Below are 26,585 nucleotides of genomic sequence, written 5' to 3' on the forward strand. Positions count from 1 at the left end.
ACTCGGCTTCCAAACGGCTGAAGCACCGCATCGATATTGTGACTAAGATTACTCTGAAATAATCTTATCAAACCCAGATTTTGATTTAGAAAGTGCTTCCATTGGCGATAGGTTGTCAGGATATTCTTCTTGTTCAATAACAATCCATTTTGCGCCGCCGCTAACCACCGTCGCTTTGTAAATTGCAGACCAGCTAATACCATCTTCACCGATGATTGGGCGTAAATTACTGCCCTCTTCTACGTCAGATTTAAAATGCGTGGTAATCGTCCTGCCTGGGTACCTCTTTACAAAAGCGATAGGGTCTTTGTCTGCGTGAATTGTCCAGCCTACATCTTGCTGAAGAATCACCGACTTAGGTGTGTTATTCGCAATAAAATCAAAAAACGTGGTGTCTTCATACGAGGCCCATTCTTCGGCGTGATTATGAAACCCAACTCTCATTCCTTTAGGGGCTAATTTTTCTGACAAGCGCGACAACTCACTAACGAATTCTGTTACATCATCGTCATTAAATGCACGATCATCCCAAGGAATAATGAGATCGGTAACGCCCAGCGCTGTATAAAACTGAACGATTTCATCAAAATTATTATTAAGTAGTTCGGCAGACACATGCGCACCACTTGGCGCTAGCCCAATGGATGAAAGGTAGTTTTTTAAAGCGGCTGGATCGTTGTCATAGGGGCCAAAATCGCCCGCAAACTCCACTCCATCAAACCCTAAATCTGCCACTTGTTCGAGTGTACCTTTAAAGTCTTGTTTAAGCGCATCTTTCACAGACCAAAGCTGCACACTAATTTGGGGCGCATTGAGGGTGGCGTTTAGCTGTTTGCTCTCCATCTGCTGCCCAGTATTCTCGGTTTTAGTATTCATAGTGCTGTCGTTGTTGCATCCAGCCATCATGGCAGTAGCACAAAGTACGAAGGGCATCATGATGGAAGAAATGTATTTTTTTCTTAATATCATTAGAGTCGTCCTGATTTAACTTCTTTAACAGCATAGTCGACTGCTCGTGCTGTCATGGCCATAAAGGTAAGTGATGGATTTCCTACGCCAGTTGAGCAGAAGCTGGCCCCATCGGTTACAAATAGGTTGGGTACATCGTGAGATTGATTGAACCCGTTTAAAACCGAATCTTTTGGGTCGCGCCCCATTCTAGCCGTTCCCACTTCATGAATCGCTAGCCCTGGCGGTTGCCCCAAGATACGTTTTTGAATATTGTGAAACCCTGCTTTTTCCATCATGGAAGACGCTACTTCTAATGCACTTTGCATCATAAGGTTTTCGTTTTCCGACCACTGACAGTTAATATGCAGTTGAGGAATACCCCACTTGTCCTTCTTCGACGAGTGGAGGGTAACTTGGTTATCTTGGCGCGGAAGCATTTCACCTTGGGCTTGCAGGCCAATTCCCCATTTACCTGGGTTGTGAAGCATATTTTTGAAACTTGCGCCAAAGCCGTCTCTGGTTCCCATAGATTGCCAGTCTTCACGAGATGCTGATCCCGCCAATGCAAAGCCCCGTTTGAACTTTTTATGGTAGCGGCTGGGTTCATAGTGAAAGTTGGGAACGTATAAAGAGGCGGGCCGCCTTCCGGTGTAATACTCTTGTTCGTACCCATCAATACTGGCTGTAACAAGGGCATTGTAATTATGATCCATCAAATACTGCCCCAATACACCAGAGCTATTGGCAATGCCTTTTGGAAATTTTTTTGAGGTACTGTTCAACATGATTTGAGTAGAACCTAGTGTTGATGCACATAGGAAGACAATCTTGCCGAAATACTCTCGTTGTTTGAGTGTGTCGTTATCTATTACACGCACACCCTTTACCCGATTTGTGGTGTCGTCGTAGATAAGGCTTTCTACAACGCTGTTCGGGGCAATAAATAGGTTACCTGTTTTAGCGGCGGCGGGTAACGTCGCGCTTTGAGTAGAAAAATAGGCGCCAAACGAACAGCCTTTTTGGCATTCGTTTCTTGCCATGCATTGCATTCTTCCCAAGTCGACATGAACTTTCTCAGGCTTGGTTAAGTGTGCGCATCGACTGATAATAACCGGCTTGTCAGGTTCAGCGTCTGCCATTTTTGCGGCGAAATCTTTCTCTGGCTTAGTCATTTCAAACGGTGGCTGAAACACACTATCTGGCAGCTGTGGAAGATTTTCTGATGTTCCGCTGATGCCTACAAACTTTTCAACGTACTCATACCAAGGCGCCAGATCATTATATCTGATTGGCCAATCGTTACCATGTCCGTCCAGTTTATTCGCCTCAAAGTCGAAAGGGCTCATACGATAAGATTGGCGATGCCAAAGCAGTGACTTTCCGCCTAGCTGATTGGCTCTTATCCAGCTAAATTCAGTGCCTGTTTTGGTGGTGTAGGGATAGTCTTTATCATTGCCAAAAAATTGCTTTGTACCATCGTGAAAAGCGTAACACTGCTTTTGAATAGCGAACTGCTCGTCAACAAGTTCCTTATCCACTTTTGTTCGGTTAGCATATTCCCACGGCGGCTTACCTTCGCTAATGTAATCTTTACGATGCTCTACAATACGACCTCGCTCGATAATAAGCGTCTTAAATCCTTTCTCAGTGAGCTCTTTAGCTGCCCACCCACCGGTAATTCCAGAGCCAATAACAATGGCATCGTAGGTTTCTGATGATTCTTCAATATAGGTTTCTTTATTCATAATTGAGACTTCCGTATCTTAATAATAGGCTTTCGAACTGAACGCACTGCCCACAGTAGTTAAGGGGACTGAGCCTTTGAACCCGCCGGGAACGGCGAGATAGGTCAGCTCTTTAGTTGCACCTATTTGAGATGTGTAGTACCCAAAAACGATTAAGCCCTTGATGGTTTTGAAATCAGACCTTAGCGTTTCACTAAATGGTGCCTTGCTGGCTTCCAACATAGAAAGCAACGCCAACTGTGACGTTTTATCTGCGTTAACGAACGATTGTTTGTTTATTTCTTCACTTGCCAAATTAATCGCTGACATGACGTTAATTGCAGATTGCTGTTGTTCTGACGAGTACACAGTACTTAGCTGGTGGTCGATAAAGAGGTGACAATTTACTTCTGCTGCTCCTGGGGTGTCCGTTGGAGGAATGGTTAGCGCACAAATTTGGCGAAGTATCGCGAGGTTATCTCCGCTGAAAAGCGTTGGCGATTTTCCACTTTGCTTTTCACCAAATGCTTTGGCAGATGCAAGTGCAGGGATACTGACCATTGAGTTGGCAACCGCTACACCGCATATCGTCGCAAGGTTTTTGATCAAGTCTCTACGGTTCATCTTAGTCTCACATATTTAATTGAGAGGTATTGGATACTTTCAAATGCTGTAAATTCATTTGGATTTATTTGTTAATTTACATCCTGATGTAACCGGTTTCAAGATTTTAAGGGTGTTACATTGTAATTATATTTTAAATTGTTGATATTTAAGTATTATTTTTATTGTTGGTGAGTTGCTTTGATGGTTATTATGTAACGCAAATGTAAAGTTATTTGTCGTTTTTTATGTGCGTTTTATCGTAATGGGTGAACTTTTTATAATTGTAATTGTTTAGGTGTTTTAATTTTATCCATTTGAATATTAAGATTTTTGTGATGTTTTTTGAGGGTTTTTAAAAAATAATTAAAAAATATATGTAAATGAATTGTTGTTGAAAAGTGTCTTTTGGTGATTTACATTTTTATCACTGAAAACGGTTTCATTTGTGGTGGCGCTAGACGTCATTGACTCATGAAATATTGCCATCACGCTAAAAGGGATGAAAGATGAGAGACAGTTCAAAACACCATCACGGATTCAAACGAACCGCACTAGCATTGTGCGTTCTAGCTGCAACACAAAGTTATGCGGCATCAGCCCAGGAAACTGAGACATCTGATGAACTCGACGATATAGAAGTCATTAATGTTAGCGGTATTAGAGGTTCTCAAGAGGCTTCCATTTTTGCCAAACGGCATGCTGCAACGGTGGTCGACTCTATCGCCGCGACAGATATCGGTAAATTACCGGATGTGACCATTACTGATTCACTGCAACGTATTTCAGGCGTTCAAATTCGACGCACAGCTGGTGAGGGAGGTTCGCTTAACATTCGCGGTTTACCTCAAGTTGTCACTCAGCTAAATGGTGAGCAGTACCTTGGCGCAAACTCAGTAGTATCTACTCAACCTAACTTCAGTGATATTCCTTCTCCCTTGTTTCGTGGTGCCGATGTATTTAAAAATGCCACTGCGAACCTTGGAAATGCGGGTATCACCGGCACGGTGAATCTTAAAACTTATCGTCCATTTGATTTCGAGGAAGGTTCAACATTCAGTGGTGCTGCAGAGGTTCAGCGAGGCGATGAAACAACCTCAAATGATCCGAACTTATCAGCACTTTATAACTGGCAAAACGGGAAAGTTGGCTTCATGCTTTCCGGTACCTATGCCAATGTGAATTTAGCGAATTCTTATAATGGTTTAAACACAGCAAACCCTGGCGACGCCGGTTGGACTGACCGAACTAGTGCCGATGATATCGGAGTAGCAGGCCGAGAAGGAAGGGTGATCCTTGGGGCACAAGGTTTTTCTGCATGGAATCAAGGTACTGAACGAGAACGGATAGGGATAAACTCCTCTACCCAGGTCGATTTAGGAGAAGGTTTCATATTTACCGCTGATGTATTTTACACAGAGCAAGAAGAATACAACCGAAAAGTAGGACTAAGCGCGACCAACAAGTGGGGCCCTAGAGGTTGGTTTGAACCAACCGAAGAGCGAGCTACGGGCGCAATGATTGATGGTGGCGAAATGTACGCTTGGCAGCAAGCAGAGCTTTACCCCTCGCGAATGAAGTCTTTCACGCAAAATGACGTTTATAACAATAGCTCGACGAATATAAATTTGCAGCTAGATTACGATAATGGTGGCGCATTTACTGGTCAGTTTAGAGCAATCATAGGCAGAGCGTCACAGGAGCATCGTCACGGTTATAACGAAGGTGATATGACTAACGGCCAAACTACGCTTGGTCGTACGACGAATCTAGTGCCAGCGGATAAGTGCAGACCAGAGGATGAGGTAGTCGGCGATCAAGGCGGCTGCCTACAAGCGATTAATGCGTTAGGTTATAGTGAAAACCCGCACCTTACCTACGATACAACCGGTGAACATCCTGTATGGAGTGGCTTCGACCGTTCTCTTGCTGGTGGGTTAGGCGATGGCGCGACAATAGCCGATTATATGGGGAATCTGGGAAGCTACAATGTGGGGGCGTATAGCTCTGAGAATAATGAAAACGCAAACGGCGACATTAATGCCTTCAGTATGAAAGGTAAGTATCTCTTTGAAAGTGGTTTCGTTACTAGTATTGAAGCGGGGATCCGTTATGGGAAGCGAAGTGCCGATTATGAGCGCTATCATCTATTTTCACCGGTGCAAACTGCAGGTTGCTTAGCCCAGTGGAAAGCGACCGATGTATTGCTTGGTGCAAATGCTCCATCGTGTTCAGACGGTGAAGTTGTTGATGGTCAATTTATGCCTTATGCCGCGTTAGAAAATATTCCATTAGATCAGAACAACAACGTTATTCAAGTCTCAGACTTTGGGCCAGTGTCGGGCATACCTACCGTATGGGCAGTAGACCCCGCTGACTATGATGATCCAGAAGCTTTTCACAATCGCGTATTTGGCCAATCAACCCGAGAAATTGTGCCAGGTTCCAGCTTCAATGCAGATGTGGCAGAGCTGAGTTATTTTCTACAAGCTAACTTTGAAGGCTTAGATGGTTTATTAACAGGTAATGTAGGCGTACGAGTTATCGAAACAGACTTGTCTGTTAAGCAAAATATTGCCGGTGATAATTTACCGTATAGCGCCACAGCCATTGATGTAGGCGATGTGCTTTCAGACAATGAATATACCGATGTTTTACCCTCATTGAATTTGGCCTACCGCATTACTGACAACGTAATTGCCCGATTTGCTTACTCTGAAAATATGACGCCATTAAATCTAAACCAGTACGGTGAAGGTTTAGCACTTAGCAATGCACTTGATTCAGTTGAAGGCAGCCCTACGCAAGGTCAGTTCATTGTTACCGGTGGAAGTCTTGCGGGTAATCCTCAACTCGATCCATGGCGCTCTACCAACTACGATTTGTCACTAGAATGGTACGTCGGTCAGGCGAGTATGGTGAGTGCCGCTGTTTTCCGTGTTGATATAGACAGTTTTACTGTGAATGAAACGGTAGATATGGAAATGCCAGATGCTGATGGCATTGTAAGAAGAAGCGTGCCTATAACTACCTTGGTGCAGGGAGATGGTGGAACACTTGAAGGCTTCGAACTTGGCGCTAAAGTAGCATTTAGCGACATAGTTGAACCTGATTCATTACTCGCTAGTTTTGGTATAGACACGAACTTCACTTACTCGCCTAGCGAAGGTGCAGGTACCGATATTTATGGTGAAGAGAACATGTTCACCGATAACTCAGAACGTCAGTTCAACGTTATTGGTTGGTATCAGGGAGACAGGTTCGAAGCGCGTATTGCTTATAATTATCGTAGTGAAAGACTAGCTGGCCAAGGCGGGTGGGGAGCACTTAACCTATTTCAAGCGCCGACCTCATACGTAGATATTTCTGCCAGCTACGACATTACAGAGAACATGTCTGTCTATGCGCAGGGCTCTAATATTACTGGGGAATACGAAGATTACTACCTGCAATGGGAAGATCAGTATGCCTTTCAAAATTACTATGAAACAAGATACATAGTAGGCGTTCGCGCCAAGTTCTAATTTAGCTAATCATTGTTGGGGGGTACGTTTTGTACTCCCCATGAATTACACTTGGCAGAAAGGGAAAGTTAGAATGATTTTCAGGTATCTGATATTTCACACCGTAGCACTCTTTTAATCACCTCCATGTTAATAACAATAAGTATCAAAATACTATGGCGACCATCCGAGACGTTTCTAGGGAATCTGGCTTATCAATAGCGACAGTTTCGCGCGCAATAAGTAACCCTGAGATGGTTTCAAAACAAAGCCTTTTACGAGTCAATAAGGCTATTGAGAAACTTCAATATCGACCTAATTTATCGGCACAGAAGTTCCGTTTGCAGCGAACCAATACCATAGTGGTGTTGGTGCCTGACATCGCCAATCTATTTTTTGCGACGCTTATAAGCGGTGTTGAAGATACTGCTGCCAAGCATGGCTATAATGTGCTGTTGGGGGATACTCGAGACAACATGAACCGAGAAGAAGAGTTTATTCGGTTAGTGGAAACCCGACAAGCTGATGGGCTTATTCAACTTACGCCACATTCTAAAAATGCGTTGCTGCCTATGAAAGACGTTAAAGCGATAAATGCTGCTGGCTGCGAGGGCACGCCCTATTTATCTGTTCGTATCGATAATATTGATGCGGCACAAAAAATGGTGCAATACCTCATCAATCTAGGCCATAAACGAATAGGCGTGATTTCGGGGCTTCGAGATAACGCTCATTCGAAGGAAAGGCTTCAAGGATATCGCCAAGCGCTAGAAAAAGCAGGCCTAAGCTACGAAGAAAACTTAGTAGTAGAAGGCGATTTTAAATATTGGTCTGGGTTAAATGCGGTGCGCCATATTCTTAAAATGGAAGATAGGCCAACAGCTATTTTTTGCGCAAATGATCAAATGGCGATAGGAGCAATGAAGGGGATTAAAGAACAAGGTCTTAGAATACCTGAGGATATATCAATAACAGGATTTGACGATCTTGATGTGTCGAGTTATTGCGATCCGTCGTTGACTACAATAAGGCAACCCGCAGTTGAGATGGGAGAAAAAGCCGCCGAACTTTTGTTTCGCATAATTGATGGGAGACAGCCCAGCTTTTCCGAATATATTCTTCCCTATGAAATCATCATTAGAGATAGCACCAGCGCTTTGAAATAAATGTGAGGTTGTTCGTTATTAGTTAATGATAATCAGATTTACATCATGCTTGGTTATGCACACAGTGGTGAAGGTGTATATAGAAAAATGGTGGCCCCACCCTGACTTGAACAGGGGACCTGCCGATTATGAGTCGTTATCTTTCTTGTCACTGACTGCTCTTTCTTGTTTCATGGTGCTTGTTTATCTTATCTATATCAATATTTTATCTCTTTGTGTGGCTCGTTCTGTTGTAGCTTGTTTCAAGTTGTCCTACTATTTAGTCGACTAATAAGGCGACTAAAAAATGCTTACCGATAAACTAATAAAATCACTAAAACCAAAATCGACGCCTTTCTATTCACGAGATACTACAGGGCGTAGAGGCACAGGAACGCTTGTGCTTCAAACTCTGCCTTCTGGAACTAAGACGTTTCACTTTCAGTATTACAAGGATGGAAAAGCTCAGTACTTGAGAATAGGGCGACTGACTACTCATACACTCTCAGAAGCCAGAGCCAAAGCATCTGACTATTCAAGAATGTTGATGGACGGTACAGACCCTAAAGAGTTCGTTGAACAAGAGAAGATGAAAGCCGCTGAAGAGTCTCTCAAAAAGGAGCAGCTCAGCGCGCAGGGCACGTTCAAAGAGCTTATCTATGACTACACAGAGGATATGAAGGTAAAAGGCAAACGGACATTTGATACCGTCCGTAAAGCCATGGAGAAAGAGTTTGAATCATTGCTCGATAAAGCCGCAAGTGAAGTTTCGACAGAAGAGATAGCGCTTGTGCTCTCACACATGATTAAGCGAGGGGCTGCTGTCCAATCTAACAGAGTTCGTTCTTACGCTATGACAGCCTTCAATTTTGCTATTAAGCATGATTACGACCCAATGTATCTTGGCAGGAAGAAGAAGTATTTGGTTAAGACAAACCCTGTTCTTAATATTCCGCGTCAAGCATCTGCGGAAGTAGTAAGAGAGCGCACCTTATCGAGTGATGAGGTGAAGGGCCTACTTACTGCTCTTGAGGGCAAAGGTTTCTCAAGCGACCTGGCAACCTTGATTAAACTCATGTTCTTCTTAGGTGGGCAACGAACATTCGAAATAATTACGCTTGAATGGAAAGATGTCGACTTCTCCAAGTCCGTGATTGAGATATCATCGCAGCGCTCTAAGAACAAAAAGGCTCACGTCATTCCAATGACCTCTACTGTCTCTGAGGTTTTATTGAATCATCGCAAACTGGGAGACAGTGACGGCTTTGTTTTTCCAAACCGTAACACCCCTAGCGAGCATATGCCGACTACCAGCGTTGCGCAGTGTCTAAGGCGCTACTGTGAAAGAGCTGATGTGGAAAGGTTTCAACCTAAAGATATACGTCGAACGGTTAAGACGATTATGGGTGAACTCGGTGTTTCGAAGTTAACTCGTGACCGATTACAGAACCATGCTTTGCAAGATGTATCAGCGAAGCACTACGACAGATATGACTATATAAAAGAAAAAAGAGAAGCGTTAGAAAAATGGGACACTTACTTAAGCAGCCTTTTGCAAACGAAACGATAGGCTTGTCAAAACTGGGACCGGCTGAGCTTATATTAGTTTATATGTCGCAGTTTAATAATCTACCTTGGAAAATTCCATTATGTATCGATGAGGGTTTTGAAGGCTCTTTCAGTGTAACGGAGAGAGCACTGTCTGTACCTACCTCCCATTACCAACGAACAGAATGTCAACGAGAGCGAACGATTTACGAAGATCTCTTTGTTAAAGAGCGGTATTTACCAAAGCGTGTTTATGAGGTTGATAGCGAGAATGCTTTAAACATCTTGTTGACCAAGATTGTTCATTCAAAAGACAAAAAAACGCTATCGAAAAAGTTTATAGAAAAAATTTACTCGATAAGGCCTTCGAATGATTACGTTCATAATTGTGTTAGTGCGGTGAGTCCGTATAAAGGTGTAAAGATGGACTTTTGGCTTGTATTCGAGAGCGGAGCATCAATAGATATTGAGCAGCTATTTGTATATAAAAAAGACCTAGTTCATGACCTAGAGCAAACCATTTTGCAGTTGATAGAAAGTTGTGGCTCAGCGGATGAAGTAAAGAAGTTTCAGCAAGAGTTAATCGACCGTATAAAGCCAAACTCTTTGGATAACGATTTCTTCCCAATAGCCGAAGCCCTTGTGAGATTTATTTTCAAAAAGAAAAGACTGCCATATCAAAGTGGAGTGGATAGAAAGCAGCTATGGGGTCTCATAGCGGTGGCTGTTAGCAAATTTAGTTCACGAAGTGAGGTTAACGCTGGAGAGATTTGCTATTTGTCTAATGATAAAGGTGATAAAGCTTACATTCACAGCGATTACGTTAGATCAGATCTTGAAAAGACATACTACGCAAAATTATTGGCAGAACTATCCGTAAGCCTCTTACCCGAAGAGGATGATGGCTTTTAACGCTTTTTTTACATTCCGGAATTTTTAGGTAATTTAACTCTGCTTCTAAAAATCGTGGAATCATTTCGTTGTCTTAATTACGAGGATATATGAATGATTCTACGAACAGCAAAATTACAAACCTATGTTGGGCTAAGCAGAACAACTATATGGCGCTTAGAAAAGAACGGTCAATTCCCTAAGCGAGTCAGGCTAGGTCAAAACAGCGTGGGCTGGCTCAAAGGAGATGTCGACACTTGGCTTGAGTCTAGAAAGGGGGTTGAGCTATGAACCCTTCTATGATGAAGCGCCGCCTGCTGTGCCCAGCTAAAAAGGGCTTCACTGGCAACATCCACAATTTTGATGAATATACTTCTCACGAGGAACTTTTATTGCCAGCGATAATAAGGATGTCAGGTTGGTTAAGAATCAATCATAATAGCCTAGAATGTTGGCTCATTTTGCAAAATGTCCCGACGAAAGCTGACTTCTTTGTAGTCGCTTTGCGAACTAATCCTAAGTTACGAATCTTCTTTAACCACCACATTGAAGAGTCGTTTGATTTCGTATTCTCGCTTGATAAAGAGGCTTTTAAAGAGTGGCTTGAAGAGAGCTTTTTGCAAAAGCTTTTAAGAGGCGGTTTGATTACCTCTGACGACGTAGTAACTCTCATCGATAAGGTTTAGTGATGGGAGCTGAAGAACAGGTTTCAATCAATGAGGCAGAAGAGGACAGCGTAAAGCTGTCTTCTTTTGACGCGCTAATTAACAGTCCTTTGTCTGCTTGGTCGAACGATAAGCTAATCGAGGGAATTGAGTTAATCACTTCAAAGGTGAATCAAGATAAGTCTCTGTATTTCTCTGTACGAAGAAAGCTGGTGGCGCTTCATCTTGCTTTGAACCGAAAGAAAGGGCTCTCACCGGCACTTAGAGGCGCTGTAAAGCTACTTCCAAGAATGGCTTATGATGATGGACTATATCCGTTGTGGGCAAAGGCGGCCTCTAATGATAAACAGCTCATCGATTTGGACTTTGTATTGCAACAGTATGCACAGTTCGTGAATTTCACTAGAAGCAAATATGGGACTTTCGACTCTGCGCATAATTACGACCTTAACTTAGTTCAAGACTTTGTTTGGGATGTTGGCTCAATTGCGCATAAGTTAGATTCTTTAAACTTGCCGAAATTTTTACTTTTCGCATTACAAAGCCTTAAATCGTCAGAAACCCATAAGCAATCAAAGTTGATCTCAAAAAGCTGCGTAGCTTATGAGCAACTTCTTCGTAAAAGGATGTTTTGCGACAGAAGGTCTCGTCTCAATGAGTCATCAATTACGCTACGAGTACAGGTGCTTAGATGCTTGTGTATATCAAACATGTTAGGCACAACGAAAAACTCGGACGTTAATTTTTATCTTGAATGTTTAACAGGGCAAGCGGTCAACGCTGGTTCATTGTCGAGATTGATTCAACAAGTGCGAAGGGAATGCAGAAAAAGCGAGGTCAGAATATATGACTAAACGAAGTCGACGTACTAGGAAGCTCACTCGCGCAGAATATGAAGATATTTACTATTCGAATTACGTGGGTGAAAAACTTGGATTGGGTGCTATCAGTAGAAAACTCGACATTCCAAAAACGAACCTTTCCCGCAATTTCAAAAAGTTCGACTTGCCGTTGCGTTCCAACATAGAGGCTACCCAACGTTCCAACCGAAAGTGGAGTGATCGAGACATTGAGAAAATATATCAAAATGAGCACATCAATAAGAAGATGACGTTCGAGGCGATATCAAAGGTTCATGGAATATCGCCATCTAGGTTTTCTGCTAGATGTGCGAAGCTTGGACTTAAGGCAAGAAGTAGAGCTGAAGCCAATGAGTGCTTTTGGGAGAGACTTGCTTCTGAAGTACTAGAATCACATATGCTGTACTTTGACGACGATGTAACCGTAGAAGAAATAGCCAAAGAGCAAAACATATCAACTTATCAGGTATATGAGCGCTTTAAACACTTTGGCTTAGAGTCAAAGAGGCCAAGAGGAAGCAACCTTACAGGTGATGATATTTCGCAAATTGTTAAGCTGCATGCAGACGATCAAGCTCCGCGAGAAATCGAAGAGAACCTTGGTATATCAAGCAGCACTGTAAGAAAGGTGCTCAAAAAGCTGGGAATTGAGTCGAGGTCACTCAGTGAAGCTATGAACCTAGCACTTTCAAGAGGCCGAGACAAAAATCGCAATTCGATTAATGCAAATATAAAACTTGAATTCTTTGATCAGGTAACGCCTCAGTTAGCGTGGTTCTTAGGGGCAGTTTGCAGCGACGGTAGTATTGGTTCAATTTATGGGCCTAACAAAACCACAAGTTCCTTTTCTCACGCCTCAATAGACAAAGACTTTGTAGATAAGTTAGGTGCGCTGGTGGGGTTATCACCATCAAAAAGTATGTCATCGACCTATGACAAGCCAATATGGACGCTACGGTGCTCTAATAAGCACTTTGTGAATCACCTTGAGAGATTGGGCGTCCATAGTAATAAATCTTCTACTGTGACGATCCCAGAGGCTATTCCGCCAGAACTAATACGGCATTTTATCAGAGGATACTTCGAAGGTGACGGGTGTGTGAGCAAAAATAGCAAGGGTACGATAAGGTTTAGCCTCTCTTCGAAATCGAGAGAATTGATAATGAGTGTTGCCAAGGTATTGTATGAGCAAGCTGGGATTGGAATCTATGGTAAGAGGTATTCGCAGTCACACGTCAACCCGCAAAACTGTCCTTGCCTTACTGTTTACGTAGTTAGAGAGCAGAGGTCTGATTTAATTATGTACAAGATTGAAACTAGCGCACTGGGTATGATGGAGAAACTTTACCGCTACTTGTACGAAGATGTTGATGAAGCCAACCGAATGAACCGGAAGTTCAACGTGTTCGAGAAGGCACTGGGCAGTTTGTAAGCGAATCTTGAAGGTGCACCGCAATGCTCAAGCAAACCGTCTTGCTAACTTGTTTCAAACGAAGTCCTAGATGAGGTGAGCCAAACACCGTAGCTACCATTCAAAAAAAATTTTCGCATTATAAGAACCCTTATAGTTAGCCTCGCACCCACTTTACTCCGCTGGTGTATGCTTTCTAACACCGGATCTAATTTAAACTTTGTAAAAAGCGAAGAGGTGCGTTAGCGCCTCTTCAAATATATAAAGTTACAAAGTTACAATATTATAAAGTTACAAAGTTATGCTGTTATGTAAGCGTGCGTAATGCTAAGTGATTGTATTGTAATTATTTAATCAATGTGAGGTGCATCGATTGAGTGAATAATGTGTTCAAGAACGAATTTAATCGGGTAATATCAGCATTAATGCAAAATTTCGTAAGATGCCGTATCCTCTCATAAATAGCACAGACATGGACGGTCGTTTCAAATGCAACACAGTTTAGTTTATTCTTTGAGTTACTTCCTATTATCCTTCAACATGCTTCCGAGAGCTGAGAGCTTTAAAGGTGTGAAATGATACTCCACTGCACCAAGAAGCTCTATACCAAGCTACCGGAAAGCGTAAAGATTGCCGAGCCGGCAACGTCCGCTATCGGCACGCAGGCGCACTGGTTAAACTGGCATGCAAATATTGTCACAATTCAACGTAGGCAATGCATAATAGCGGTGAATGATACAACGCGCTTCACGTTGTTTATCCCCTGCTTAACCAAGAAAGATTTCGCAAACCTCGATTGGCATTTTAACGATGTGTTTATTAACGCCTTGTTGAAAAATGATATGCCGCCCGAGCTCGTTAATGTCGCTGCGACGAATTACCAACCACTCACGTTCGATACAATCTGCAATCGTTCTGTACAAGGTACGATGAACCAAGTGGCTCAGGATGTTGATTACGGGTTTCATTACAACAGAGCTTCGGTTGCAGATATATGCGCTTACCGATACAGCGCGGATTTAAATCATAGACCTTGCGGAGTAAAAGGGCAGAAAGATTACATATGGCCAGACAAAGAGATGGCAAAGTTACTCCTTAAATTATCAACCAAAATCGCCGTTGGGGCAGCAAATACAAGCTTGCACTAACGCAAACAGAATTAAGATACGGACACAGTAAATGAGCAAAGCGACTAAAAAGTCCTCGACTAACAAAAAAGAAATCGTTTTCGAAGAAGCGTTATGGGACGCAGCCAACAAGCTGCGTGGAAGCGTTGAATCAGCAGAATACAAACATATCGTGCTCAGCCTTATCTTCCTCAAATTCATCAGCGATAAGTTTGAAGCCCAACGAGAAAAGCTCAAAGCAGAAGGCATGGGCGACTATGTTGATATGGTCGAGTTTTACACTAAAGATAATGTGTTCTACCTACCAGAAGAAGCACGCTGGTCGACTATCCAAAAGCAGGCAAAACAAGATGACATTGCGGTAAAAATTGATACGGCATTGCATACCGTCGAGAGAACGAACCCATCATTGAAAGGCGCGCTGCCAGATAACTACTTTTCTCGCTTATCGTTAGACGTAAGTAAGCTCGCCGCCCTCATTGATACCATTAATAACATCAACACTGTCGCCAATGAATGCGATATGAGCGAAGAGGACCTCGTAGGCCGTGTTTACGAGTATTTCTTAGGTAAGTTTGCAGCTAACGAAGGAAAAGGCGGTGGCGAGTTCTACACGCCCAAATCGGTAGTAACACTTATCAGTGACATGCTAGAGCCGTATAAAGGCAAAATATATGACCCGTGTTGTGGTTCGGGTGGCATGTTCGTGCAGTCGTTAAAGTTTATCGACAGCCATAAAGGCAATCGTAAAGACATCTCCATTTACGGTCAGGAGTATACCAACACCACTTATAAACTGGCGAAGATGAACCTAGCTGTTCGTGGTATCTCTGCCAATCTTGGTGACATTGCCGCCGACACTTTCTTTAAAGACCAACACCCAGACCTAAAAGCCGACTACATTATGGCGAACCCACCGTTTAATCAGAAGCAGTGGCGTGCCGACAATGAACTCACCGATGACCCTCGATGGGCTGGCTTTGATGTACCGCCAACAGGTAACGCTAACTATGCGTGGATCATGCATATGATATCTAAGCTGAGTGAGCACGGTACGGCAGGTTTCGTGTTGGCCAATGGTTCAATGAGTTCTAACACTAGCGGTGAAGGTGCTATTCGTCAGAAAATCATCGAAAACGACCTAGTCGATTGCATGATTGCGCTTCCCGGACAGTTGTTTTACACCACACAAATCCCTGTTTGCTTATGGTTTATCAGCAAGAATAAAAGCGAAGATAAAGCGTGTGGTTATCGTAACCGACAAGGCGAAACGCTGTTTATTGATGCCAGAGAAATGGGCAGCATGATTAGCCGTGTGCATAAGGAACTAACTACCGAAGATATCGCCAAAATCGCTAACACCTATCACGCATGGAGGCAGGATAAACAATCCATCGAAAAAGCACTTGCCGAAAAACCAGACGACACTTCGACACAAGAGCTGCTGCTAGAACACAAGCAACTTGATGTTTACGAAGACGCAGCAGGCTTTTGTAAATCGGCAACCTTAGACGAAATCAAAGCCAACGATTACGTGTTAACGCCTGGTCGGTATGTCGGTGCTTCTGCTATTGAGGATAATGGGATTCCGTTTGAAGTGAAGATGCGCGAGCTCAGCGAAACGTTATTTAGGCAGATGGGAGAGTCCGAGCAACTAGATGATGCTATTCGTCAAAATTTAGCGGAGTTAGGTTATGGGAAATAGCAATATTGTAAAAATCGGAGATATTGCTGAAGTTTTCGATGGTCCTCATGCGACGCCAAAGAAGATTGACGTTGGGCCTTTCTTTTTAAGTATTTCAAGCTTGGAAAATGGACAGCTTGATCTGTCTAAGTCAGCGCATATTAGTGATGAACAATTTGAAAAGTGGACGCGAAGAGTTACGCCTAGATTCGGCGATGTTTTGTTTTCTTATGAGACGCGACTAGGCGAGGCTGCTTTGATGCCTGATGGTGTTAAGGCTTGTTTAGGGAGGAGAATGGGGCTTTTGAGACCCCAAAAGAATCGAGTCCTACCTGAATACTTGCTATATGCTTATCTATCTCCTGAGTTTCAGCAGCAAATTAAACGTAGAACTAACCATGGTGCAACCGTTGAACGAATCTCATTAAAAGAGTTGCCGGACTTTGAAATTAGAATTCCTTCAATCGAAGAGCAGCGACAGGTAGTTCAAGTAATTAAGGCGTTCCCTCGAAAGCTTGAAGTGAATCAACAAGTCAATCAAACCCTAGAACAAATGGCGCAGGCGCTATTTAAAAGCTGGTTTATTGATTTTGATCCAGTGATAGATAACGCACTAGCGGCAGGCAATCCAATACCCGACGAATTAGCCCATCGAGTCGAAATTCGCAGGAAAGCGCAAGCATTACCCGACTTTCAGCCGTTGCCCGACCATATCCGAAACTTATTCCCGAGCGAGTTTGAGCAAACAGGTGAGCCTACTGTTGGTATAGATGGATGGGTGCCAAAAGGGTGGTCTGTCATGTCACTAGGTGATGTAACCAAAGAGCTAAGGCGAGGCATTAGCCCAAAATATACGGATGAAGGTGGAGTTCAAGTAGTAAACCAGAAATGTATTCGGAACCATGAGGTTAATTATGCTCTAAGCCGCCGCAATGACCCAACGCTTCGTAAAGTCGATGGTAGAGAAATCGAAATAGGAGATGTGCTGGTAAATTCTACAGGGGTAGGAACATTGGGTAGACTGGCTCAGGTGAATGCCGTACCCGAACCGACAGTTGTAGATTCTCATGTTACCGTTGTTAGACCTAACCCTCAAATTTGCCCGATTTACTTTTTTGGTCAGCTAATGGTCAGTAAAGAGAGAAGTATTGAGTCGTTGGGGGAAGGGAGCACGGGGCAAACTGAACTAAGTCGGCGAATTCTTGCAGAGCAGCTAGTTCTGGTTCCCCCTTATGAGCAGGCTATGCTAATAGAGGGGCAATTGAAATCGTTGTCGGATAAATCCTCACTAAATTTAAAACAAAATTCTGCGCTAGCTAAATTGAGAGACACCTTGCTGCCAAAGCTTATCTCTGGCGAAATAAATATCAAAGATACAAAGGAATGTAATGGCTAAAATTATAGGTGATACCGACAACAAAAGGTCTCTTTATGAAAGCCTTACCCGTTACAACTACTTCCCAAATCAAAAAGTAAGTGTAGGGGAGCTACCTCCCAGTATAAGTACCAGACAGTTTACACCCGAAGTCGCAGAGAAGCTCACTGCTATAGCCGATGATAAGGAGAGACGCGCAAGTGGCTATGACTTAGTTGAATATAAAGCAACTCGATACAACAATGTCCCAAGAGTTTTAGGGTTAATTCACCCGAAAGCATATGCGTTGTTGGCAAAATGTGTGCACGAGAATTGGGGAGAATTGAAGTCTATTTCAAACAATTCGTGCAGTATCGTTAAGCCTGAAATTCACCAAGAAGAAGAACGGCTAATGGTTATGAACTATGAAGAGCCTTTGGCAAAAGTTGCTCGTTCGCACCAGAAGAGTTTTTCAAAACGATTTATAGTTGAAGCAGATATAGCAAACTGTTTTAACAGTATTTATTCACACGCAATCCCTTGGGCCGCAGTTGGGCTTTCAAAAGCCAAGCGTGAACGAGGTGATAAGAATGCTTGGTTTAACAAACTAGATACCTACCAGCGCAAAACTAAGCGTAATGAAACATTAGGTGTGCCCATAGGGCCAGCTACCTCAAGCATAATTGTTGAGCTCATTTTGGGTGAAGTGGATGCTAAGCTTTGTACTAAGGGTTATGACTTCTATCGCTATATCGATGACTACACCTGTTATTGTAATAACGACGATGAAGCTCAGCAATTCATTCAAGATTTGACTGACGAGCTAGCGCTTTACAAATTAACTTTGAACCTCAAAAAAACCGTTATAAAAGAACTGCCGTGCGCTGTCGAAGCACCTTGGGTTTTAGAGCTAAGAGGAGCATTACCAAGTCGTTTGAACCACGCCTCTGAACACGAGCCTAAGCTCTCTGCTCCTGAGGTGTTAACTTATATCAATCGCGCGATTGAACTTAATAAAGCCACACCTGATGGTAGTGTCTTAAAATATGCGGTATCTCTGGTTTTACCCCACCTGAATGATGACGTTGCCGTAGAGTTGATAGAGCCTTTATTTAATCTATCTTGGCATTTTCCAGTGTTACTGCCTTTTCTCGACTCGCTGATGCAAAGCGAGAAAATTGATGCGGCGATTTATCGAGCTCAGTTTATGGAAATTATCAAGATCAACGCTGTGAAAAGGCGCTCTGACGGAATGGCTTGGCCTCTTCATTCACTTTTAGGGGCTGGTTCAATAGTCGATGATGAAGTAGCAAATCGAGTCATAGAGAGTAAAGACTGTGTCTCTATATGCCTCTTACTTGAAATGGGAGTGTTTGAGCAGCAAATCGTGGATTTTGTAAAAGATTGGCTTGTTCTTGCTAGTGCCTATGAGAAAGACAGCTATTGGCTTTTGTTATATCAGTTGTATCGAAAAGAGTTTATTAAAGACCCATACGGGGATGGCGTTTTCGAGATTCTTAAAAATAATGATGTTAACTTTTTACCGGGTGACAAAGTCACTGAAGCAGAAAAAAAGTGCGATGAAATAAAGAAAGGTTTAACTTCAGAGGCGCTAAAATGGCTTTTTCAAGCATCAGAGATAAACGGTAAGGAAGACGACGATAAAGCAGAAGGAGAGCCCCCAGCTTTCTAAACGAGTATTCAAATGGAATGATGGCATGAAATTTACGGAAGCGGTGTTAGAAAAGGCAATTATCGAGTTGCTAAAAGGGCAGGGATACCCCTATGTGGCTGGTAATAAGGTAGCGCGTACACCTACTGACGTTATTATCAAAGATGACCTGCGTACGTTTTTAGCTGAACGGTATGTCGATGATGGCATTACCAGCGGTGAAATTGACAGCATTTTACGGCAGATAGAGCTTCTGCCTGCTAGCGACCTATACGAAAGCAATAAAACCTTTTGTAAGTGGCTAAGCGATGGCTTCTTACTAAAACGTGAAGCCAGTAGCGAAGCAGGTAAAGTTTCTCAAAAAGACTTGTACATTCAGCTTATTGATTACGACAACGTGGTTGAGTCACTGCTGCCTTTGATATCTAAAGACCAACTGAACACTAGGCGTATTGATGACGTCCCTTTACGTAACGTGGCTGAACAAAGCTCAGACTTCAAAACTACTACTACCCTAAATAAAGATATCAATATTTACAAAATCGTTAATCAGCTTGAAATAGAAGGTGCCGAGGGCGAGCTGCGAATCCCTGACGGTATTCTGTATATCAATGGATTACCTATCGTTGTATTCGAGTTTAAAAGTGCGATTCGCGGTGAAGAGGCAAGCATTCACGATGCGTATGTTCAGCTCAATACGCGATATCGAAGGGATATCCCTCAGTTGTTTATTTACAACGCGCTATGCGTAATCAGCGATGGCGTTAATAACAGGATGGGGAGCTTATTCGCTCCTTACGATTTCTACTATACGTGGCGTAAAGTAACAGGCAATGAGTCGATTGAAAAAGACGGTATCAGTTCACTGCACACTATGCTGGAAGGGTTGTTTGATAAAGCACGGCTTCGCGATGTGATACGAAATTTTGTTTTCTTTCCTGACACCTCGAAGCATGAAGTCAAAATAGTCTGCCGCTATCCGCAGTATTATGCCGCTAGAAAGTTATATCAAAATATCAAAGAGCACCGAAAGCCCATAGGTGATGGTAAAGGTGGTACATACTTTGGGGCAACAGGATGCGGTAAAAGCTTCACCATGCAGTTTTTAACACGTTTATTGATGAAGAGTGTTGAGTTCGAAAGCCCTACCATCGTACTCATTACAGACAGAACCGACTTGGATGACCAGTTATCGCAGCAGTTCACTAATGCAAAAGGGTATATAGGCGACCAGACCGTTGAGTCGGTAGAGAGCCGCGCTGATTTACGCGCCAAGCTTCAAGGCCGTAATAGCGGCGGTGTATTTCTTACTACAATTCACAAGTTCACCGAGGATACTCAGTTACTAACCGAGCGAAGTAATGTGATTTGCATTTCAGATGAAGCTCACCGCAGTCAGACTAACCTTGATCAAAAACTTCGCATAGTCGACAAGGGGCCTGATGCGGGCGTAAAGCGCACGTTCGGGTTTGCAAAGTATCTTCATGACTCTTTACCTAACGCCACTTACGTGGGCTTCACGGGCACGCCTGTAGACGCTACTCTAGATGTGTTCGGGCAGGTAGTAGACAGCTATACCATGACGGAGTCAGTGAAAGATGAAATCACCGTTCGCATCGTTTATGAAGGTCGGGCCGCCAAAGTCATATTGAATAATGCAAAGCTTGAAGAGATTGAAGATTATTACCGACAATGCGCCGAGGACGGTAGCAACGAACACCAAATTGAAGAAAGTAAGAAAGCCTCAGCGAATATGACATCGATTCTCGGTGACCCAGACCGAATTGAGGCTTTGGCAAAAGACTTTGTAGCGCATTATGAGCAGCGATTGTCAGAAGGCTCGACGATTAAAGGCAAAGCAATGTTTGTATGCAGCAGTCGTGAGATTGCATGGCAATTCTATCAATCACTAAAAGGTATAAAACCAAAGTGGTTTGAGGTGTTAGAGTGTGAGGCAGGCGCAACGCTTACAGAACAAGAGAAGAAAAAAATTAAGCCGATGGAACGGGTTAAGATGGTGATGACCCGTGGCAAAGATGACCCTAAAATATTGTGGGATGCACTTGGCAATAAAGAGTATCGCAAAGAGCTAGATCGCCAATTCAAGAATGAAAAGTCCAACTTCAAAATCGCTATCGTCGTAGACATGTGGTTGACGGGTTTCGATGTACCGTTTCTAGATACAATTTACATCGATAAGCCCGTACAACGCCACAATCTTATTCAAACAATATCCCGTGTTAATCGCAAGTATGAAGGCAAAGACAAAGGCTTAGTGGTTGACTATATCGGTATCAAAAGCCAGATGAACAAAGCGCTGGCGCAATATGCCAAGACCGATGAAACCAACTTTGAAGATATCGCTCAGTCGGTGGTAGTGGTAAAAGACCATCTAGACTTGTTGGCGAAGCTTACACATGGATTCGATGCTGCTGCGTACTTCACAGGTAAACCCTTAGAGCAGTTAAACTGCCTGAATAACGCCGCAGAATTCGTGCTACAAACCAAAAAGCTTGAACACCGCTTCATGGGATTGGTTAAAAGATTAAAGGCTGCATACGACGTTTGTTGCGGAAGTGAAAAGCTCAATCAAACAGAGCGAGACCGTATACATTTTTATCTTGCTGTGCGTTCTATTGTATACAAGCTCACTAAAGGTAATGCGCCCGACACCGCGCAGATGAATGCCAAGGTTAGAGAGATGATTACCGAGGCTTTAAAAGCCGATGGCGTTGAGGAAATCTTCAAGCTTGGGCAGGGGCAAGATGGCGTAGATATCTTCGATGACGATTACCTCGCCAAAATTGAAAAGATAAAGCTGCCAAATACCAAGATACAGCTACTTCAACAAATGCTGGCTAAAGCCTTGGGCGAATTCAAAAAGGTTAATAAATCGAAAGCGTTTGATTTCTCTGAGCGTTTTAAATCGTTGGTAGAACGATACAACGAACGCAAAGAAGATGACGTACTTGTAAGTAACGTACTCGAAGATTTCTCTGATGAAATTATCAATATGTATAACGACCTCAGAGACGAAATGAACTCGTTTGAAGACATGGGTATCAATTTCGAAGAAAAAGCGTTCTACGACATCCTACTCGCCTTAGCAGCCAAATATGACTTTAACTACCCAGAAGAAAAGCTGGTTGAGTTAGCCAAGTCTGTAAAAGCCGTTGTAGATGATAAAGCTAAATATACAGATTGGAGCCAACGAGACGATATCAAAGCTGAACTCAAGGTGGATTTAATCATTCTGCTCGCAAAACACGGTTACCCACCGGTAGACCGTGATGAGGTATACAAAGAAATCTTCGAACAAGCGGAGAATTTTAAAAAGAATAGGGCAGAGGCATGAGCAGCAAAACTCGCGTAGATATGATTATTGAGACTTTATGTGACCATAAAGGCGAAAAGTTGACGGCTCGCGAGCTTGCTAAAAGCGAAAAAAGCATGGAAGTATAAGTCAGGGACTATCAATGTTAATGGCTGAAAAACTATTGTCCTTCATAAGGTTTTTTTAACACTAATCGTTACTCTTATGTAATCCGTAATAATGTAGTATACTTTCTAAACAAAAAAGGGGGATATATGGATAGCAAGCAAAAAATGTCAGCTAAAAAGATCGCCGCGCCTGTTCAACCTATGGAGGTTGCAAACTTCACCACCGCAGATGGTTTGACGGTTGAAATGAAAGGGGTGCGTGTATTCGTAACGCCCGAGCAGGGATCGTGGGATATTGTCAATGTTGGTGGTACACAGTTTATGACGGGAAGAGTCAGAAAAGCGTTTAATCCAGCGGCATCGATAATGCAAGGCCCTGTTCAATTATCGCCCAACGAGGGGCAGATGCTTGATGACGCGTCAAAAAGCTTGAGCGCGGCACATACTAACCTTAACTCAGCAAACGAGTGTATTGAGGCATTTTTACAACAAGGACGATGAATGTTTAAGGACATTGCAAAACTTCTCAAGACGGCGCTAACCATTGAGAAAGACACCGCGCAACTTAACGCTAACATTAAAAGCTTGGTTGAAGAGCTAAAGTACGAGCGTGAGGCTAGAATTAAGCTAGAGCACCGCATAACCCGATTAGAGGCCAAAGAAGAGGCGTTTAATCAAGTAGCGGCGATGTTGGGTAGCTCGCAACCTAACCTACCACATCATAACGGCACGTCAGACAGCAAGACGCTGCCTAAAGGGTAATACCAACGGCACTCGCTCGTAGTGCCGTTCATTTTTTCAATGAATGGGCGCTCAAAAGCTCTTTTAACATCAATCCAATTAAAGAGTGCTAGTGGCTTTAGAGTAATTTTCGAAAATTCCACCGCTTTCCCATAGTTTACCCCATTAAAGAGTTGAACTAAGACCTTATACTTACCCGACTAATTATCCGACTAAAGCTGATATTGTGAAAGTTATGTTAGTGAAGGCTATCGCTTGAAACGTAGGGAAAATGGTGGCCCCACCCTGACTTGAACAGGGGACCTGCCGATTATGAGTCGGATGCTCTAACCAACTGAGCTATGGGGCCATTTTGAAACTTGTGATTTTAGGTACAGCGACCTAACAAGCGAGCGCAAGTATAAGCAGTTTTAAATCTCTTGTCACGTCTAGAACAGCGTACTGTGAACAGTTTGCTTTATTTTTGTTCAGGTGCTTGCCCTTTCACCTCAATTTCATGTTAATTAAAAGCAATTCTTGACGAATAGGTAGGCGGGCTAGCACTATTGCCTTTCGTTGTTGTCGAATCTACAGAAGCCTTTCTCTTTCTTCTTTTGCATTCATTATTTATTGCTGGGTAGTTTTTAAAACATGAATATTATATTGCGTACTGGTGTGGTCTTCTTCTCACTACTTAGCCTATCGGCCTGTACTAAAATTGGGTTCGATAAGCGTGAGTCGGGAGAAATTCCGTTTAAACTCATTGGCGTTGAAACGGGCGCGTGTCCATTGCAAACGCGTATTGGGCAAGACAAATGGCAACTAGATTATTTTGGCTTTTACTTAAGTAATCCTGAGGTTCGTATAGATGGCCGCTGGCAGGTGGTTAAATTCAAACAAAACGAATGGCAAACGAAAAACGTGGCATTTCTTACGTTCCATTCTCTTTGTAATCACCCTGAAAACGCCAACAGTAAGATTATATTGGACGTGTCTGATGAGTTTATGAAGTTAGCCACAAATTTACGTTTTACGCTGGGCTTACCTTTTGAACAAAACCATCAATCACCAGAGTCTTTAGCCACACCATTAAATAACAAAGCCATGTTTACCAGTGTGCAGCAGGGGCACAAGTTTATGCGCTTGGACCTTTCTCACGCAGCGTCAGACAAACAGTGGCGCTATAGTTTAGGCAGTGTAGGGTGTCATTCGGCGTCAGCAGACGAAGCGCCAGAAAAAGTGTGCGACTTCACTAACAGAGTGGAGTTTATCCTTCCTATGACCCAATTAGATACCGACCTAGCGCTGGAGATCTCTATTTCTAATATTGTTTCGCAAGTAAATTTAGATTTGCCACAAGATTGCGCGGTGCAGTCACCAGAAGCGTCGCCGTGTAATAAGCTGCTTAACAACTTATTGCATAGGCCTTGGTTGAAATGGGATTAGTGAGGTATTTAGTTGCGTAGGTAGGCCTGTTTGCGTAAAAATACGGCCTTGGTTAACTAAATTACACTATTTGTTGAATTTGTGTTTATACTTTAGACAATAAATTCAACCAAATGCCAATATTTATATTGTCTTTAGCATGTTAAACTTTGGCGTTATTGAGTCAAATTTTACACAGATCTGAATAAGTCAGACTGGTGCGGAGAGAAGAATGACAGAGAAGCCGTTCATTACTAGTGGTCGTAACACCATTATCCATAAGATTAGAAAGTTAGATTTGTTAGTCATTAATGGTGACGAGCATCCACCGATAATCGTTACTTATAAAGGCATAAAGCAGTATGAAGGGAAAATCCCTGAAAACAAACGCGAAGCCAAAATGATGGATATGGAGCTTGTTGACGTAACAACGGGCGATGTTTTTGGTGATGAAAAAACACTACTGTTTATTCAAACCCTTAACGGTAAAGAATACAAAATAGACTACAGTAAAATTGGTACTAGTATGTTTATTAAAATACATCAAGACAGCATTTTTTAAGCTGTTCTGTGTTATGACGTGGGGGCTTAAGCAATTTGCCCCCAGTTGTCTGCCGATAAGCTATTAAACCCGGTTATCAGCCTACCTTCGCCTTTTACTTGTACGTACCTGGGCTCAAAAATTGAAAATCGGCATATGTCTACCGGTGTGACTTCCGACGCATTTACCCCTGAAATAACTCCCGCCGTTTCTAGTCCTTCTGCCACTAATTCTGAACAAAACCAACTGCTGAAGTCTTCTTGATTGTAACTGATGTTCTTAAAGATAGGGTGATCGTCTAGTGCATCAACCGCTGATCCGAATAACTGAAGCACATCATATTTTTTTCCATCCTGAGCAAACATAAAGTTGAAAAAGTCGCGTTTTCTCTCATTAAAGCGCTGTCGTGCAGTTTCACCCAGTGGCAACCACCAGATGTCGCCGTCGTAAGTATGTACCCGCTCACTGAGCCGGTTTGTCATCACGCCTTTTTTGCCTTCATATACGGTGGCTTCCATCACTTGGTTAAAGTATCTTCCACTGTCTTCGTCTCGCATTTTAGTTTGCATCACGATGGCAATGTGAGTCACCGCAGAACGCGTAGTCAGCTTTGTCCACTTTGAAAATAGACTGTTGCCACCAAATGCAATGATGTCACCGGGGCGCATTTGCTCTCGAATCAAGTGGTAGGGTTGTTGCTCTAGCATGTTGTCTTCCCTGTTTCATAAAAGTTCAATGGTTGTATCAAAGTGTGTACAAATGCCGACAAACCGCAGGCTACAACGATTATTAAACTGCCTTTATGGGCATCTTATCGCAACGTCGCAAAAAGCGACCTTTTAACGTTTTTATAGCGTGATTATTACAAAATTTCACTAGTTTATGTTTGCGGTTACGAAAATAGGTCGTTGTCGCATACATTAAATACATCAGAGGAAATTGATTATGTCTATGTCACGCCGCGTTACCTTATCTGCACTAGTTTGTATGTCGTTTGCTTTAGCTGCTGGTTCAGCAAACGCGAGGGATTATCCAAAGGAAATTGAAGGCGATCTTATTGCTGTGTGTGAAGCAATAAAGAGTGATAACCGTCTAGCCTTAATGCGCGCAGTAAAGCGCAGCCGTTTAAGCTTTCAAACCCTTAATAAAGGCTTAGTGTGTAACGGCCAAGACATGTTGACCTTTGCGCTTACACATAATGCTTCTACCACGGGTAAACTTATTGCTCGCCGCACCAATGCCGACAGTGCCACGCTTACTGCTAAACGTTAATGACACATTACTTTGATACCATCCCTGGGCGTTGGGCTGTGCTCTGCA

The 26,585-nt window shown here is 42.9% G+C and carries 22 protein-coding genes and 1 tRNA gene; 18 read left to right on the plus strand and 5 right to left on the minus strand.

The window, feature by feature from the left end; all coding sequences use genetic code 11:
• Window positions 1-48: 48 nt before the first annotated feature.
• From EP13_RS04175 to EP13_RS04185, 3 genes are read right to left on the minus strand one after another with little or no spacing between them, the layout of a single operon-like run.
• Window positions 49-969, minus strand: a complete 921-nt coding sequence (locus EP13_RS04175; RefSeq protein ID WP_044056165.1) for a sugar phosphate isomerase/epimerase family protein — start codon at window positions 967-969, stop codon at window positions 49-51.
• On the minus strand, window positions 969-2,696 hold the full coding sequence (locus tag EP13_RS04180) for a GMC oxidoreductase (protein ID WP_044056166.1): 1,728 nt from the start codon (window positions 2,694-2,696) through the stop codon (window positions 969-971). The genes EP13_RS04175 and EP13_RS04180 overlap by 1 nt, the downstream gene beginning before the upstream one ends.
• An 18-nt stretch (window positions 2,697-2,714) precedes the next feature.
• Window positions 2,715-3,299, minus strand: coding sequence for a gluconate 2-dehydrogenase subunit 3 family protein (locus EP13_RS04185; protein ID WP_052364281.1), 585 nt, complete (start codon window positions 3,297-3,299; stop codon window positions 2,715-2,717).
• A 488-nt stretch (window positions 3,300-3,787) separates the two neighbouring features.
• Here EP13_RS04185 and EP13_RS04190 point away from each other — a divergent pair, with 488 nt between their 5' ends.
• The 15 genes from EP13_RS04190 (at window position 3,788) to EP13_RS04255 (ending at window position 23,341) form a co-directional block, all read left to right on the plus strand.
• Entirely contained in the window at window positions 3,788-6,802 is a 3,015-nt protein-coding gene (locus EP13_RS04190) for a TonB-dependent receptor (RefSeq protein ID WP_044056168.1), read from the plus strand.
• 155 nt (window positions 6,803-6,957) lie between these two features.
• Window positions 6,958-7,947: a LacI family DNA-binding transcriptional regulator gene (locus EP13_RS04195; protein WP_044056169.1), complete on the plus strand. Its 990-nt coding sequence runs from the start codon at window positions 6,958-6,960 to the stop codon at window positions 7,945-7,947.
• A 286-nt stretch (window positions 7,948-8,233) separates the two neighbouring features.
• Window positions 8,234-9,496, plus strand: a complete 1,263-nt coding sequence (locus EP13_RS04200; RefSeq protein WP_044056171.1) for a tyrosine-type recombinase/integrase — start codon at window positions 8,234-8,236, stop codon at window positions 9,494-9,496.
• A complete protein-coding gene (locus EP13_RS04205) occupies window positions 9,454-10,386 on the plus strand; it encodes a hypothetical protein (protein ID WP_044056173.1) in 933 nt (310 codons plus the stop codon). Before EP13_RS04200 ends, EP13_RS04205 begins: the two co-directional genes overlap by 43 nt.
• 93 nt (window positions 10,387-10,479) lie before the next feature.
• Window positions 10,480-10,656 carry a helix-turn-helix transcriptional regulator gene (locus EP13_RS19025; protein WP_081869435.1) on the plus strand — a complete coding sequence of 59 codons (177 nt, stop codon included), beginning with the start codon at window positions 10,480-10,482 and terminating at the stop codon, window positions 10,654-10,656.
• Window positions 10,653-11,051, plus strand: coding sequence for an O-methyltransferase (locus tag EP13_RS04210; RefSeq protein WP_044056174.1), 399 nt, complete (start codon window positions 10,653-10,655; stop codon window positions 11,049-11,051). The genes EP13_RS19025 and EP13_RS04210 overlap by 4 nt, the downstream gene beginning before the upstream one ends.
• Before the next feature lie 2 nt (window positions 11,052-11,053).
• The gene (locus tag EP13_RS04215; protein ID WP_044056175.1) at window positions 11,054-11,884 is read left to right on the plus strand and encodes a hypothetical protein; all 831 of its coding nucleotides are present in this window, start codon (window positions 11,054-11,056) and stop codon (window positions 11,882-11,884) included.
• Window positions 11,877-13,322 (plus strand): LAGLIDADG family homing endonuclease, encoded by a 1,446-nt coding sequence (locus tag EP13_RS04220; protein ID WP_044056177.1) that lies wholly within the window; start codon window positions 11,877-11,879, stop codon window positions 13,320-13,322. Before EP13_RS04215 ends, EP13_RS04220 begins: the two co-directional genes overlap by 8 nt.
• A gap of 554 nt (window positions 13,323-13,876) precedes the next feature.
• Entirely contained in the window at window positions 13,877-14,449 is a 573-nt protein-coding gene (locus tag EP13_RS04225) for a DUF6933 domain-containing protein (RefSeq protein WP_044056179.1), read from the plus strand.
• A 31-nt stretch (window positions 14,450-14,480) separates the two neighbouring features.
• Window positions 14,481-16,133 (plus strand): class I SAM-dependent DNA methyltransferase, encoded by a 1,653-nt coding sequence (locus EP13_RS04230; RefSeq protein ID WP_044056180.1) that lies wholly within the window; start codon window positions 14,481-14,483, stop codon window positions 16,131-16,133.
• Window positions 16,123-17,508 (plus strand): restriction endonuclease subunit S, encoded by a 1,386-nt coding sequence (locus EP13_RS04235; RefSeq protein WP_044056182.1) that lies wholly within the window; start codon window positions 16,123-16,125, stop codon window positions 17,506-17,508. Before EP13_RS04230 ends, EP13_RS04235 begins: the two co-directional genes overlap by 11 nt.
• Window positions 17,501-19,159: an antiviral reverse transcriptase Drt4 gene (gene drt4 / locus EP13_RS04240; RefSeq protein ID WP_044056184.1), complete on the plus strand. Its 1,659-nt coding sequence runs from the start codon at window positions 17,501-17,503 to the stop codon at window positions 19,157-19,159. The genes EP13_RS04235 and drt4 overlap by 8 nt, the downstream gene beginning before the upstream one ends.
• A gap of 25 nt (window positions 19,160-19,184) precedes the next feature.
• A complete protein-coding gene (locus EP13_RS04245) occupies window positions 19,185-22,493 on the plus strand; it encodes a type I restriction endonuclease subunit R (RefSeq protein ID WP_044056186.1) in 3,309 nt (1,102 codons plus the stop codon).
• Window positions 22,494-22,726: 233 nt separating this feature from the next.
• Window positions 22,727-23,080, plus strand: a complete 354-nt coding sequence (locus EP13_RS04250; protein ID WP_044056187.1) for a hypothetical protein — start codon at window positions 22,727-22,729, stop codon at window positions 23,078-23,080.
• Window positions 23,081-23,341 (plus strand): hypothetical protein, encoded by a 261-nt coding sequence (locus tag EP13_RS04255; RefSeq protein WP_044056189.1) that lies wholly within the window; start codon window positions 23,081-23,083, stop codon window positions 23,339-23,341.
• Window positions 23,342-23,592: 251 nt separating this feature from the next.
• Here EP13_RS04255 and EP13_RS04260 read toward each other — a convergent pair.
• Window positions 23,593-23,669: transfer RNA gene (locus EP13_RS04260), tRNA-Ile, on the minus strand.
• Window positions 23,670-23,950: 281 nt separating this feature from the next.
• Here EP13_RS04260 and EP13_RS04265 point away from each other — a divergent pair.
• Window positions 23,951-24,745 carry an MbnP family protein gene (locus EP13_RS04265; protein ID WP_044056192.1) on the plus strand — a complete coding sequence of 265 codons (795 nt, stop codon included), beginning with the start codon at window positions 23,951-23,953 and terminating at the stop codon, window positions 24,743-24,745.
• A 211-nt stretch (window positions 24,746-24,956) separates the two neighbouring features.
• Complete coding sequence (locus EP13_RS04270; RefSeq protein WP_044056195.1) at window positions 24,957-25,286, plus strand: hypothetical protein; 330 nt, start codon at window positions 24,957-24,959, stop codon at window positions 25,284-25,286.
• 26 nt (window positions 25,287-25,312) lie between these two features.
• Here EP13_RS04270 and EP13_RS04275 read toward each other — a convergent pair whose 3' ends face one another.
• Complete coding sequence (locus tag EP13_RS04275) at window positions 25,313-25,972, minus strand: hypothetical protein (RefSeq protein ID WP_044056198.1); 660 nt, start codon at window positions 25,970-25,972, stop codon at window positions 25,313-25,315.
• 238 nt (window positions 25,973-26,210) lie between these two features.
• Here EP13_RS04275 and EP13_RS04280 point away from each other — a divergent pair, with 238 nt between their 5' ends.
• Window positions 26,211-26,537, plus strand: coding sequence for a DUF3718 domain-containing protein (locus EP13_RS04280; protein WP_044056200.1), 327 nt, complete (start codon window positions 26,211-26,213; stop codon window positions 26,535-26,537).
• Window positions 26,538-26,585 lie beyond the last annotated feature (48 nt).

The organism is Alteromonas australica, assembly GCF_000730385.1.
In the GTDB taxonomy this organism is placed as follows: domain Bacteria; phylum Pseudomonadota; class Gammaproteobacteria; order Enterobacterales; family Alteromonadaceae; genus Alteromonas; species Alteromonas australica.